The organism is Nonomuraea sp. NPDC049684, assembly GCF_044465345.1.
In the GTDB taxonomy this organism is placed as follows: Bacteria; Actinomycetota; Actinomycetes; order Streptosporangiales; family Streptosporangiaceae; genus Nonomuraea.
Genome location: NZ_JBITLO010000006.1, coordinates 387,197 through 399,854 on the forward strand (window position 1 = coordinate 387,197; position 12,658 = coordinate 399,854).

Annotated in this window: 12 protein-coding genes; 3 read left to right on the plus strand and 9 right to left on the minus strand. The window is 72.5% G+C overall.

Annotation, left to right across the window (positions count from 1 at the left end):
- The first annotated feature begins 336 nt into the window (after positions 1-336).
- The 3 genes from lnt (at position 337) to ACIBST_RS22170 (ending at position 3,436) form a co-directional block, all read left to right on the plus strand.
- Positions 337-2,031, plus strand: a complete 1,695-nt coding sequence (lnt, locus tag ACIBST_RS22160; RefSeq protein WP_397174090.1) for an apolipoprotein N-acyltransferase — start codon at positions 337-339, stop codon at positions 2,029-2,031.
- Entirely contained in the window at positions 2,028-2,774 is a 747-nt protein-coding gene (locus tag ACIBST_RS22165; protein WP_397174092.1) for a polyprenol monophosphomannose synthase, read from the plus strand. Before lnt ends, ACIBST_RS22165 begins: the two co-directional genes overlap by 4 nt.
- A 119-nt stretch (positions 2,775-2,893) precedes the next feature.
- On the plus strand, positions 2,894-3,436 hold the full coding sequence (locus tag ACIBST_RS22170) for an FxsA family protein (RefSeq protein WP_397174093.1): 543 nt from the start codon (positions 2,894-2,896) through the stop codon (positions 3,434-3,436).
- A gap of 14 nt (positions 3,437-3,450) precedes the next feature.
- Here the strand turns inward: ACIBST_RS22170 and ACIBST_RS22175 are convergent, their stop codons facing one another.
- The 9 genes from ACIBST_RS22175 to ACIBST_RS22215 all read right to left on the minus strand — a co-directional run bounded on the left by ACIBST_RS22175 (position 3,451) and on the right by ACIBST_RS22215 (position 12,638).
- Positions 3,451-4,464 (minus strand): DUF2804 domain-containing protein, encoded by a 1,014-nt coding sequence (locus tag ACIBST_RS22175; protein ID WP_397174095.1) that lies wholly within the window; start codon positions 4,462-4,464, stop codon positions 3,451-3,453.
- 11 nt (positions 4,465-4,475) lie between these two features.
- Entirely contained in the window at positions 4,476-5,879 is a 1,404-nt protein-coding gene (locus ACIBST_RS22180; RefSeq protein WP_397174097.1) for an NAD-dependent succinate-semialdehyde dehydrogenase, read from the minus strand.
- Positions 5,872-6,537 (minus strand): GntR family transcriptional regulator, encoded by a 666-nt coding sequence (locus ACIBST_RS22185; protein ID WP_397174099.1) that lies wholly within the window; start codon positions 6,535-6,537, stop codon positions 5,872-5,874. The genes ACIBST_RS22180 and ACIBST_RS22185 overlap by 8 nt, the downstream gene beginning before the upstream one ends.
- 14 nt (positions 6,538-6,551) lie before the next feature.
- Positions 6,552-7,712, minus strand: a complete 1,161-nt coding sequence (locus ACIBST_RS22190) for a mandelate racemase/muconate lactonizing enzyme family protein (RefSeq protein WP_397174101.1) — start codon at positions 7,710-7,712, stop codon at positions 6,552-6,554.
- Between the two features lie 7 nt (positions 7,713-7,719).
- The gene (locus tag ACIBST_RS22195; RefSeq protein WP_397174103.1) at positions 7,720-8,538 is read right to left on the minus strand and encodes a carbohydrate ABC transporter permease; all 819 of its coding nucleotides are present in this window, start codon (positions 8,536-8,538) and stop codon (positions 7,720-7,722) included.
- Entirely contained in the window at positions 8,532-9,416 is an 885-nt protein-coding gene (locus ACIBST_RS22200; protein ID WP_397174105.1) for a carbohydrate ABC transporter permease, read from the minus strand. Before ACIBST_RS22200 ends, ACIBST_RS22195 begins: the two co-directional genes overlap by 7 nt.
- A complete protein-coding gene (locus ACIBST_RS22205) occupies positions 9,413-10,771 on the minus strand; it encodes an ABC transporter substrate-binding protein (RefSeq protein ID WP_397174107.1) in 1,359 nt (452 codons plus the stop codon). Before ACIBST_RS22205 ends, ACIBST_RS22200 begins: the two co-directional genes overlap by 4 nt.
- Positions 10,772-10,801: 30 nt before the next feature.
- Complete coding sequence (locus tag ACIBST_RS22210; protein WP_397174109.1) at positions 10,802-11,926, minus strand: zinc-binding dehydrogenase; 1,125 nt, start codon at positions 11,924-11,926, stop codon at positions 10,802-10,804.
- Positions 11,927-12,002: 76 nt separating this feature from the next.
- Complete coding sequence (locus tag ACIBST_RS22215; protein WP_352324949.1) at positions 12,003-12,638, minus strand: TetR/AcrR family transcriptional regulator; 636 nt, start codon at positions 12,636-12,638, stop codon at positions 12,003-12,005.
- Positions 12,639-12,658: the final 20 nt, after the last annotated feature.

Genomic DNA, 12,658 nt, shown 5'->3' on the forward strand with positions numbered 1-12,658 from the left:
ACACAGCCAGGTGCAGGGCCGTCGGTCCGTCGAGTCGGGGCACCCCAACCGGTTGGGGGGTTGGACCCGGGACGGGTCCGGGAGCCCAGTAGACAACGGAATTCCGCGCTCGCCGCCGACGAGACGGGTCCGGTCCGAAGGGTTTCCGGGCCCTCTTCCCGCTCTCGTGCGCAGGATCGCGGATCGCGCCGGGTGATCCCGTCCCGAAACGGGATCACCCAGCCGGCCGCCTGTGAGCGGCCGTTTTCGATCTCCGTGTGCGCCGCCGGTCTGAGCGCGGCCCGGGGGCGGTAGCGTTTTCGCAAGCAGGCGTGCGATTTTGCGAGGAGACCCGGCGTGGTTCAGGACAAGACGAGCGTTCCGCCCGTCCCCGGGCGCGAACCGGCTCCCGAGGCGGACGCCTCCGACACCGCCGCCTCCTCTTCGGGTGAGGGCGACGGGGTCCGCGCCACGGGCGAGGGCCGGCGGGTCCTGGTCGCGCGGGTCGTGGCCATGGTGGCCGGCGGGCTGCTGCTCTACACCGCCTTCCCGCCGCTCGACTGGTGGCTGTGCGCGCCGGTCGGCATCGGGCTGATCGTGGCCGCCCTCTACCGGGCCCGTCCGCGGCGCGCCGCGTGGCTGGGGTATCTGGGCGGCGCCGTGTTCCTGTTCCCGGCCCTGGCCTGGGTGCGCACGATCGGCGACGACGTCTGGGTCATGCTGGTGGCCACCGAGAGCGTGTTCTACGCCGTCATGGCCGCGCTGGCGGCCCTGGTGTTCCGGCTGCGGCTGTGGCCGCTGTGGTTCGGCGCGCTGTGGGTGATGATGGAGTGGGCCCGCGGCCTGGTGCCCGTCGGCGGCTTCCCGTGGGCGCGGGTGGCCTTCAGCCAGGGCGAGTCGCTGTTCACCTCCTACGCCGCGCTGGGCGGCGCGCCGCTGGTGTCCTTCGCCGTCACGCTGTGCGGCGCCCTGCTGGCCCACGCCGTCCTGGTGCGGCCCGCCGCCGGCGTGGACAAGGCCGTGGACAAGGCCGTGGACAAGGCCGTTAACCCGGCCGTGAACACGGCCGTGCGCAGGGCCGTCCCGGTGGCACTGGCGCTGGCCGTGCCGCTGCTCACGCTCGCGCTGCCGCGGCCGGGCGACGAGGGCCGCTCGATCAACGTCGGCATCGTGCAGGGCAACGTCCCGGGGCGCGGCATGCACCCGCTCGGCGACGAGCCGGCCGTCGTCCTGCGCAACCATGCCGAGGAGACCAAGCGGCTGGCCGACGCCGTGCGCGCCGGGGCCCTGCCCAGGCCCGACATCGTCGTCCTGCCCGAGAACTCCACCGACATCGACCCCTACACCAGCGCCTTCGCCCGCCAGGTCATCGACGAGTCGGTCAAGTACGTCGGCGTCCCCACCCTGGTCGGCGCCGTCGTGGCCATCGGCGACGAGCACCGCGCCACGCGCAGCCTGGTGTGGGACCCGGTGAGCGGTCCCGGCGCCCACTACGACAAGCAGCACCTGGTGCCCTTCGGGGAGTACACGCCGTTCAAGGAGATCGTGCTGGCCCTGTGGGAGCGGGCCAACCTGGTCGGCCGGCAGTCGGTCGCGGGCACCAAGCCGGGCGACCTGAAGCTCGGCCCGGTCACGGTCGGCGCGGTCAACTGCTACGAGGTGGCCTACGACGACACCGTGCGCGGCACCGTGCGCGCCGGCGGCACCCCGCTGGTGGTGCAGACCAACAACGCCAGCTACGCGCTGTCCAACCTGCCGCCGCAGCAGCTCGCGATGTCCAAGCTGCGGGCCGTCGAGCACAACAGGGCCGTCGTCACGGCCGCCACGACCGGGATCTCCGCATATGTCACGCCTGACGGTAAAGTCTCCTGGCAGACCCGTGAACTTGTCCCTGACATGAACGTGGTCAAGGTGCCCGTGCGCACCCAGGAAACGATCGCCACACAGGTGGGCGAGCTTCCTGAATGGGCATTGATGTTGATGGGAGCGGTGGCTGTCGGAGTCGCCGCACGGCGCGGCAGGCGAGGCGACCGAATGGGGAACGGCTCATGATGGAGACTGTCGGCCGGGTGCTGGTCGTCGTCCCGACCTACAACGAGCGCGACAACCTGCCCGCGATCGTCGAGCGGGTGCGCGCCGCCCTGCCCGACGCCCACGTGCTGGTGGCCGACGACAACAGCCCCGACGGCACCGGTGAGGTCGCCGACGCCCTGGCCGAGGCCGACGAGCACGTCCACGTGCTGCACCGGCCGGGCAAGCAGGGGCTCGGCGCGGCCTACATCGCCGGGTTCCGCTGGGGCCTGGGCGAGGGCTACGACGTGCTGGTCGAGATGGACGCCGACGGCTCCCACCAGCCCGAGGAGCTGCCCAAGCTGCTGCAGGCGCTGGCCGACGGCGCCGACCTGGCGATCGGCTCCCGCTACGTGCCCGGCGGCAAGGTGGTCAACTGGCCCCACCGGCGCGAGCTGCTGTCCAAGGGCGCCAACATCTACACCCGGGTGATGCTCGGCCTGCCGGTGCGCGACGCCACCGCCGGGTTCCGCGCCTACCGGGCCGCCACGCTGGAGAAGGTGGGCCTGGCCGGGGTCGAGTCGCAGGGCTACTGCTTCCAGGTCGACCTCACGCTCCGCACGGCCAGGCACGGCCTGCGGGTGGTGGAGGTGCCGATCACGTTCGTCGAGCGCACCGTCGGCAAGAGCAAGATGAACGGCAAGGTCATGTCCGAGGCGTTGTGGCGCATCGGCATGTGGGGCGTCACCGGCCTGCCGCGCCGCCTGCGCCGCACCCGCGGCTGACCGGCCGGCTGACGGGCGGCTGAGGGGCGGCTGGCGGGCGCTGAGGATCCGCGTCCAGGAACGCGCGCGGCCCGCCGGACGTTGTTCCTGATGTACGTGTGCGCGGAATCGAGGAAACGATGCGGCTGCTGCTGTTGCTGGCCCTGCTGGGCGTCCCGGTGCTGGAGGTCTGGCTGCTGATCCAGGTCGGATCGATGATCGGCGGATGGCCGACCGTCGGCCTGCTCGTCGCGGGCAGCCTGCTGGGCGCCTGGCTGGTGCGCCGCGAGGGCCGCCGGGTGTGGCGGCGTCTGCAGGCGGCCCTGTCGGAGGGCCGGGTGCCCGACCGCGAGCTGGCCGACGGCGGCCTGCTGCTGGCCGGCGGCGCGCTGCTGATGATCCCGGGCTTCTTCACCGACCTCGTCGGCTTCGTCTTCGTGCTGCCCTTCACCCGGCCGCTGATGCGGCGGCTGGCCTCGGGGTTCTTCGACCGGCGGGTCAAGCGGATGGCGGCGGCCTCGCCGTACGCGAACCTGTTCCCGCCCGGCTCCGGAGCGGACCGGGCCCCGCAGGGCGGCAAGGTCGTGCACGGCGAGGTCGTCCACGACGAGCCCCGGCGGGACGAGGCCGGGCGCGACGGGGTCGTGCACGGCGAGGTCGTCCGCCGCGACCGCGACGCCTGACGGCGCCACCGCCGCTACCAGCGCCGGTAGACCTCTTCGGCCCAGCCGTACAGGCCGTCGACCGTCACGCTCTCGCCGTCGTCGGCGACGACCGTGCCGCGGTAGTGGCCGAACGCCTGGGCCTCCTGGCTGCGCATGTAGAACGCGCGCCGCACGTCGGCCTCGCGCACGTGCTCGGGGACGAACTCCAGGTCCACGCGCTCGCCCTCGATGCGCCAGGGAGCGCGCCAGTCGGTGGTGTCGTACCGCCAGACCAGCTCCTCGCTGATCTTGTGCAGGCGGCCGTCGAGGATCAGGCCGTTCTCCACGCTGCCGGTGCCGTCGGTCCACTTGCCGCCGAGCTGCAGGGCGACGTCGCGGCCGCCGGGGCGCCCGGCGGCCGCGCCCCAGTTCCAGCGGATGTCGCCGGGCCAGCGCCCGCGCCCGAGGTCGAGCGTGGCCAGGGCGTCGGCGGGGTCGAACTCGTAGGTCAGGCCGCCCACGCGCACGGTGCCCTCGGCGGGCCGGCCGACGTCCTTGACCGTGTACTGGAAGCGGCGCGGGCCCCAGGGCACCACGACCGACAGGCTCTCGCGGCCCGGCACCCGGCGCACCAGCACGTCGGCGGCGATCTCGGCCGACTTCAGCCGCAGCCGGGTGCCGCCGGCGGTCTCGTCGACGCTGATGCGGACCGGGCCGGCGCCGATGCGCACGCTGCCCTCGCCGCCGCGCTCGGAGAAGGACACGCCCCTGGCCGGGACGAGCAGGCCCCGGCTGGAGACCTGCTCGCCGGTGCGCCGGTCGAGGAAGAACGCCGACTCGCCGGCCAGGTAGTCGAGGCTGCTGGCGCTGAAGGCGAACACGTGGCCGGGGCTGGTGACGCACCAGTAGTCCCAGCGCATGGTGCGGCCCCAGCCGCGGATGTTGGCGCGGTGCAGCGGGGTGCGGCTCCAGCCGACCGCGGCCGGGTTGAGCCGGCCGTCGGGCAGGCACAGGTCGACCCGGCGGGTGATCTCGCGCTCGGCGACCGCGCGCGGGCTCGTCTTCATCGTGCTCTCCGTCATCGTCCCAGCCCCACGCTGAGGTACTTGTACTCCAGGTAGTCGGCCACCCCGTGGTGGCCGCCCTCGCGGCCGTAGCCGCTGCTCTTGATCCCGCCGAACGGCGCCTGCGGCGGCGCCAGCGGGCCGCCGTTCACGGTGACCATGCCGAACTGCAGCTCCTCGGCCACGCGCAGGGTCCTGGTCAGGTCGTTGGTCCACACGTAGGCGGTCAGCCCGTACGGGGTGGCGTTGGCGCGTTCGACGACCTTGTCGCAGTCGTCGAACTCCAGCACCGGCGCGACCGGCCCGAACGTCTCCTCCCGGCAGACCAGCATGTCCTCGCTCACCCCGCCCAGCACGGTCGCCGGGTAGTACGTCCCGGCCCCCTCCGGACGGCTCCCGCCGGTCAGCACGGCCGCGCCCTTCGCGACGGCGTCCTCGACGTGCCTGCTCACCTTGGCCACGGCCGCCTCGTCGATGAGCGGGCCCAGCACGGCCGCCCGCGCCTGGCGCACCAGCTCGCCGGTGAAGGCGGCGGCCAGCGAGGAGTGGACGAAGATCCGGTTGGGCGAGGTGCAGGCCTGCCCGGCGTTGAGGAACTTGCTGCGGGCCACCGCGCGGGCCGCGGCGACCGGGTCGGCGTCCGGGAAGACCAGCACGGGCGCGTGCCCGCCCAGCTCGACGCTGAGCCGCTTGACGTCGTGGGCGCTCTGCCTGATCAGCTCGCGGCCGACCTCGGTGGAGCCGGTGAAGGACACCTTGCGCACCCGCGGGTCGCTCATCACCGCCTGGCCGAACCCGGCCGGCCGGGACGTGGTGACCAGGTTGAACACGCCCGGCGGCAGCCCGGCCGCGACGAACGCCTCGGCCACCGCGATCGCCGACAGCGGGGTCTGCTCGGCCGGTTTGAGCACGACCGTGCACCCGGCGGCCAGCGCCGGGCCGAGCTTGCGGGTGATCATCGAGACCGGGAAGTTCCACGGCGTGATGCCCGCGACCACGCCGACCGGCTCGGGCAGCAGCCAGATGCGGTTGCCCTCGTGCGCGCCGGGCACGGTCTCGCCGTACAGGCGGCGGGTCTCCTCGGCGGCCCACAGCAGGTGGTCGGCGCCGGAGAGCACCTCGCCGGTCGCCTCGGCGAGCGGCTTGCCCTGCTCGGCCGTCATGATCGCGGCGATCCGGTCGGCCCGGGCGGTCAGCTCGCGGGCGGCGGCGCGCATGAGGTCGGCGCGCTCGTGGGCGGGCATGGCCCGCCAGCCGGGCAGCGCCGCCGCGGCCGCGTCGATCGCCTGCGTGGCCAGCTCCGGGCCGCAGTCGGCGACCTGCGCCAGCGGCTCGCCGGTGGCGGGGGAGCGGACGGTGAAGGTCTGGTCGGCCTCCTGCCATGCGGCTCCGACGAGAGCCTTGCGGGTGTCAGCCATATGTCTCCTGGATTCCTTCGATGAGGGCCTTCATGGCGGCCATCTCGTGCGCGTGCTGCAGCCTGCCCGCCAGCGGGATGTCGCCCTCGACCAGGGCGTTCCTGATGGCGATGTGCTCGGCATGCGACTTGGGCAGCCGCCAGGGCACCAGGCGGAAGCCGCGCTGGGCGGTCTCCGTGCGGGCCCACAGGCTCTGCAGCATGCGGTGGGTGAGCTTGCTGTGCTCGGTGTCGCACAGCAGGGAGTGGAAGCGCCGGTTGAGGCGGGCGAAGGCGGCGACGTCCTCGCGGGCGACGGCGGTCTCGCACTCGGCGAGCACCGCGTCGACCTCGGCCAGCCGGGCGCCCTCCAGCGGCACGCCGCCCAGCTCCAGCGCCAGCGCGGTGAGCGCGGCCCGGACGCTGTAGAGCTCGCGCACGTTGGCCACCGTGAGCTCGGCGACCACGGCGCCGACGTGCGGGCGCTCGACCAGCCAGTCCTCGGAGCAGAGCTGTTTGATCGCCTCGCGCACGGGCGTCTCGCTGATGCCGACGGCCTCGGCCACCACCCTGGTGGTGATCTTGGTGCCGGGAGGCGCCTCGCCGCTCATGATCAGATGTTTGATGTGCTCCGCCGCAAGATCCGCCTTGGTGCGGAAGGGGGAACGCGATTCGGCCATGGTTGAGGAGCCCTTCAGACCCGCTGGACGGTGAGCGGCTCGATCGCCGCGTGGTCCAGCTCTACACCGATTCCGGGCCCCGTCGGAACGGCGACGAGACCGCGGGAGTCGGGCAGCAGCGGTTCGGTCAGCATGGCGTGGAACACCTCCGGGACGATCACCGGCGGATCGTAGGGGTACTCCAGCCAGTCGCAGTTCGGCAGCGAGGCGCAAAGTTGCAGGTTGCCCGCCACCCCGAGCCCGGTGGCCCAGGCGTGCGGGATGACCCTGCGCTGCCGGGCGGCGGCCATGGCGCCGAAGTCGCGCAGCGCGCCGATCTCCTCGCTCTCGTTCGCGTCGGGCTGAAAGATGTCGAAGCAACCATCCTCCAGCATGCGCACGAGCTGGCCGATGCCCCGGTTGTGCTCGCAGCCCGCGATCGGGATCGGCGAGGCCGCGGTCAGCTCGCGCAGGGCGCGGTAGTCGTGCCGGGGCAGCGGCTCCTCCAGCCACGCCACGCCGAGCCCGGCCAGCTCCCTGGCGGTGGTCAGGGCGCGCTCGAAGTCCCAGATCAGGCGGGTGCCGTCGGGGGCGTAGCGCCAGCGGGCGGCCGCCTGGTTGGCGTCCACCATGATCGCCACGTCGGGGCCGACCGCCTCCCGGACGGCGGCGACCTGCCGCACGTCCTCGGCCACGGTGGCCGCGTGCACGCGCAGCTTGATGCCCTGGAAACCGCGCTCGACGGCGGCCAGGGCGTCCTCGGCCCGCTGCCGGGGGTCGCGGAGCTCGCCGAAGCTCGCGTACGCGCGGACAGCTCCCGAGTGCCCGCCCCAGAGCTTGTACAGCGGCTGCCCGCAGGCCTTGCCGACGGCGTCCCACACGGCGACGCCGACCACCCACGGCCGGGGGAAGACGTACTCGGCCACGTACCGCAGCCGGTTGGCGACGTGCGTGGTGTCGAAGGCGTCCAGGCCGACGAGCTGCGGGCGGATCCAGCCGCGGATCGCCTCCAGCAGCATCGGCCCGGTGCCGTGGCCCATGTCGCCGCCGGACACCCCGACGATGCCCTCGTCGGTCTCGACCTCGACGACGACCGCCGACATCGCCCGGTGCGCGCCCTCCGGGGCCCACGACGGCACGAACGGCCGGGGATAGGGCAGCTCGATGACCCGCGCGCGGACGTCTGTGATCCTCATCGGCTCCTCACCCCTTGGTCGCGCCGTCCGCGAGACCCTTGATCAGGTACTTCTGCACCAGCAGCGCGAAGACCACCACGGGCAGCACGGTCAGCACGCCGACCGCGGCCAGCGGCCCCCACATCCCGCCCTTCTCGGTGTCGGCCGCGATCCCGGCGATGGCGACGGGGATGGTGACCGCCCGGTCGTTGGTGAGGATCAGCGCGAACAGCAGCTCCTCCCAGGCCAGGATGATGCAGAAGATCAACGTCGAGACCAGGCCGGTCAGGCTCGTCGGCACGATGATCCGGAAGAACGCCCCGAACCGCGAGCAGCCGTCGATCATCGCCGCCTCCTCCAGCTCCTTGGGCAGCCCGCGGAAGAAGGCCCGCATCAGCCACACCACGTACGGCACCAGGAAGGTCACGTACGCCAGGATCACGGTGATGTACTGGTCGGTCAGCCCCAGCTTCCTGGCCACCAGGAACAGCGGCACCACCAGCGCGATCGGCGGCACCGCGCGCGAGGCCAGGATCAGCCCGCCCACCACGCCCGCGCCGCGCATCCGCAGCCGCGACAGCGCGTACCCGGCCATCGAGCCGGCGACCATGGAGATGGCCGAGGCGCCGGCCGCCACGATGACCGTGTTGACCATGCGGGGCAGGATGCGCGCCTGCCGGAAGTAGCTGACGTAGTTGTCGAGGGTGAACTCGCTCAGCCACCGCGGCGGCACCGTGAAGATGTCCCTGGGCAGCTTGAACGAGATCGAGACCATGTAGAGCACGGGGAACAGGAAGGCCAGCGTCACCAGGACGGCCCCGGTGACGGCCGCGTACCGTCTCACCATCGGTTCTCCAGACGCCGGGTCACGCGGAACAGGACAAAGGTGATCAGCATCGTCAGGACCAGGACGATCGTCGCCATCGAGGAGGCCGAGCCGAACTCCAGGCTCCGGAACCCCTTCTCGTAGATGTAGAGGTTGATGACGTTGGTCGAGTTGCCCGGCCCGCCCCTGGTGGCGGCCAGCGCGATGTCGAACATCTTGACCGCGCCCAGCCAGCGCACCACGAACGCGGCGGCCATCACCGGCACCAGCAGCGGCAGCGTGATGTGCCGCAGGATCGCCCAGCGGCCGGCGCCGTCGGAGCGGGCGGCCTCGTACACGTCGCCGGGCAGCGCCATGATCCCGGCCGAGGCGATGAGCACCACGAACGGCGTCCAGCGCCAGGTGTCGATGACGATCAGGCTGACCATGGCCAGCGCCGGGTCGCCGATCCACTCGACGGGCCCGACGCCGACCAGGCCGAGGGCGTAGTTGACCACGCCCCACAGCGGGTCGAGCAGCATCCGCCACACGCCGCCGGCGACCACCGGGGCCACCACCATCGGGATGAGGAACAGGGCGCGCAGCACGCCCCGCCCCCGCCAGGCGACGTTGAGCAGGAACGCGATGGCGAACCCGAGCACCATCTGCAACGGCAGCGCGATCACCAGGTAGACGCCGGTGACCCGGAGCGAGTCCAGGAAGCCCGGATCACGCAGCACGGCCTCGTAGTGCTGCCGGCCGACCCAGCCGGACGGCTGGAAGGAGGCCAGGTCGAAGTCGGACACGCTGACCCAGGCCGTGTAGAGGATCGGGTAGAGCAGCATGCCCGCCAGCAGCAGCAGGGCGGGGGCCAGGAAGAGCCAGGCCGTGCCCGGCTCTCCCAGTCGGGCACGCCTCACTGGTTGTAGCCCTTGGACGTCAGCAGGTCGCCGATCTCCTTGGCGGCCTGGTCGATCGCCTGCTGCGCGGTGGCCTGCCCGGACATGGCCCGGCTGGTCTGCAGCGCCAGGATCTGCTGCACGGCGTCGGACTCGGGCAGCCTGGGCCGCCACATCTCACCCTTGGAGACGACCTCGTAGCCGTCCTTGAGCGCCTTGTAGACCGGGCCGGCCCACTCGGCCGGCGGCGTGCCGTCGAGGCTGGAGTTGCGGGCGGGGAAGGTGCCGAACGCCTTGCCGGTGAACTGCTCGCCCTCCTTGGAGGTCACCCACTGCAGCCAGGTCCAGGCGGCGGCCGGGTGCGTGGACTTCTTGGAGACGCCCGCCGTCCAGATCCCGCGGTGGGCGCCCGGCGAGGTCGATCCGGCGGGCAGGGTGGTGAGGCCCACCTGCTCGGGGGTCAGGGTGGTGGTCTCCTTGTCCACGGCGGTGCCCTTGTAGACGCTGCCCCACATGAACATGGTGGCCGTCTTGCCCTGCCGGAAGGCCTCCAGCGGCTCGTTGAACTGGTACGTGCTCGCCCCGGGCGGCGCGTACTTGAGCAGGTCGACCTGCGTCTGCAGGGCCTTGACGCCCGCCGGGCCGCCGAAGGCGACCTTCGTGCCGTCCAGGATCTTGCCGCCGTCGGAGTTGAGCACGGTCTGCCACACGGTGGGGGTGAGCGGGTCCTTCGTGAAGTACGTGCCCACGGCCCAGGAGTCGGTCTTGCCGTCGCCGTCGGTGTCCTGGACGAGCTTGGGGGCGTCCTTGAAGTACTGCTCCCAGGTGGTCTCGGCGGTCGGCTCGGCCACGCCGGCCTTCTTGTACAGCGACTTGTTGTAGAACATCAGCAGCAGGTTGGAGCGCACCGGCACGGCGTACTGCTTGCCCTCCCACTCCCCGGCGGCCAGCGGCGAGGGGTTGAAGTCGGCCCAGTCGTAGCCGGGGTCGTTCCACTTGGCCAGCTCGGGGCCCTTGAGGTCGTACAGGGCGCCGGTCTTGGCGAGCTGCGGCAGCCAGGGGTCGTCGGCGAGCACCACGTCGTAGGTGGCGGTGGTGCCGGTCAGCTCCAGCATCGTCTTGGGGAGCTGGTCGTTGTAGGGGATGCCGTCCACGGTGACCTTGATGCCGGGATGCTTCTTGGCGAACTCCGGCACGAGCTTGTCCTGCCACTGCTTGGCGAACGCGTCGTTGGCGATCACGCGGATCGACACCGGGGCCTGCGCCGTGCCGAGGCCGCCGCCGTCGGCCGCGACCTCCTGCGACGGCGAGCCGCAGGCGGCGACGCTGAGCGCGAGCACGGCCGCGGCCGTGACGAGCCGGGTGTTGGTCAACACTGGTGTCCTCCCGGAGGGGAATGGGGGATTTCAGGCGGAGGGGGCGACGGCGAGCTTGACGACGTCCCGGCCGTCCAGCGGGTGGCCCGAGCCCAGGGCCTCAAGGGCCTCGCGGACCCGGCCGAGCGGCACGCGGTGGCTGACCACGCGCTCGAAGGGGCTGCCGCCGCGTTCCAGGATCGTCAGCGCCTGGTGGTAGCGGCGCTGCATGTCGGGGCCGGCGCCGTAGACGCCGGCGATCGTGAGGTCCCGCTTCAGCAGGTCGCTGTGGGGATTGAACGGGACGGCGCCGCGGTCGGTGAAGTTGCCCAGCTCGGCCAGCACGCCGCCGTCGGCGACCAGGCCGAGCGCCTCGGTGAACGCCTCGGGCGAGCCGGCGGTGCCGATGACGGCGTCGGCGCCCGGGCGTCCCAGAGCGTCGAACACCGCCCGGCGGCGCCCGTCCGGGCCCTCGCCGAGATCGACGACGGTGTCCGCGCCGAGCAGCGCGGCCAGTTCCAGCCGGGCGCCCGGCGCGCCGACGGCGACCACCCTGGCCGCCCCGGCGGCGCGGGCGGCGACCACGGCCATCAGGCCGATCGCGCCCACCCCCTGGACCACGACGGTGGAGCCGATCCGGATCGCGGAACGTTCCACGCCGTGCAGGGCCACCGACAGCGGCTCCTGCAGCACGGCGACCTCGGCGGGCAGATCGGTCCGGTAGAACACCGTTCCCGCGTTCGAGGCGTACAGGTGGGTGGCGAAGCCGCCGGTCAGGTACGGCGGCCGGTCGGCGGGGGAGGCGAACCCGTAGGACGGCCGCCGGTCCGGGCAGCTTCCCGGCCTGCGCCGCACCTGGCACTCGAAGCACCGGCCGCAGCTCAGCGACGGGAACACGCCGACCCGGTCGCCGACGGCCACCGGCCGCCCCGCGTGGTCGGCCGCGACGCCGTCGCCGAGCGCGGCCAGCCGGCCGACGATCTCGTGCCCGAGCAGCGCGGGGAAGCGCACGCTGGCCAGCCGGCCACGGTAGATGTGGGCGTCCGTGCCGCACATGCCGCACAGCTCGACCTCCAGGACGAACTCTCCCGGACCGGGCTGCGGCAGGCCGTACTCGCGCACCTCCACCGCTCCCGCGACGTCGGTGACGATCGCCGCGCGTGCCGTCGCGTCCATGCACCGCCTCCTGCATTCTGCTTTCTATAGAATGTGGAAGACGGTAGTTCGTCCGGTTTTGAACGGTCAATCCTTGTTACCGGAATGTTTCTGAGGCCACGTCCACGAAGTAGGCCCGCAGCAGCCTGCGTCCTTGCTCGATCATGGCCGGATCGCCCTGCGGCGTGGCGGAGAACGTCAGGTACAGCACCGCCGCCGTGGACTGGATCGCCAGCCGCATCACCCGGTACGGATCCGGCAGCGCCGGCAGCCCCGCCTCCTCCAGCGCGAAGTGGTAGAGCCGCTCGGCCAGCACGTCCCCGCTCTCCCGGACCCGCCCGGCGGGCAGGAACGACGGGCCGCCCGGCCGGGTGTCGGCGAAGTCGACCACGGTGAAGCCCGGCACGCTCCTGCGCATCTCCACCGTCTCGGCCAGCACCAGCTCGGCCGCCCGCGGCCAGGTCAGCGGCGGCTCCTCGGCGACCCTGGCCCGCAGCCGGGCCAGCAGGACCTCCAGGTTGCGCAGCGCCAGCTCGCGCAGCATGCCCGGTTTGCCGTCGAAGAACTGGTAGATCGTGCCGGAGGGCACGCCGGCGCTCCTGGCGACGTCGGAGATCGTGAGGGCGTCCAGGCCGACCTCGTCCAGCAGGCGGGCGCAGGCGTCGAGGATGCGTTCGACCCTGTCGATGCTGCGCCTTTGGACCGGTCGGCGCCGGATGCCGGGGTTCTCCACGAACAAGTCTTAACATAACG

Coding starts and splice junctions, on each gene's coding strand:
- ACIBST_RS22165 (WP_397174092.1), top strand. CDS start 2,028: ATGATGGAGACTGTCGGCCGGGTGCTGGTCGTCGTCCCGACCTACAAC.
- ACIBST_RS22170 (WP_397174093.1), top strand. CDS start 2,894: ATGCGGCTGCTGCTGTTGCTGGCCCTGCTGGGCGTCCCGGTGCTGGAG.
- ACIBST_RS22210 (WP_397174109.1), bottom strand. CDS start 11,926: ATGGACGCGACGGCACGCGCGGCGATCGTCACCGACGTCGCGGGAGCG.
- ACIBST_RS22190 (WP_397174101.1), bottom strand. CDS start 7,712: ATGAGGATCACAGACGTCCGCGCGCGGGTCATCGAGCTGCCCTATCCC.
- ACIBST_RS22180 (WP_397174097.1), bottom strand. CDS start 5,879: ATGGCTGACACCCGCAAGGCTCTCGTCGGAGCCGCATGGCAGGAGGCC.
- ACIBST_RS22195 (WP_397174103.1), bottom strand. CDS start 8,538: ATGGTGAGACGGTACGCGGCCGTCACCGGGGCCGTCCTGGTGACGCTG.
- ACIBST_RS22185 (WP_397174099.1), bottom strand. CDS start 6,537: ATGGCCGAATCGCGTTCCCCCTTCCGCACCAAGGCGGATCTTGCGGCG.
- ACIBST_RS22175 (WP_397174095.1), bottom strand. CDS start 4,464: ATGAAGACGAGCCCGCGCGCGGTCGCCGAGCGCGAGATCACCCGCCGG.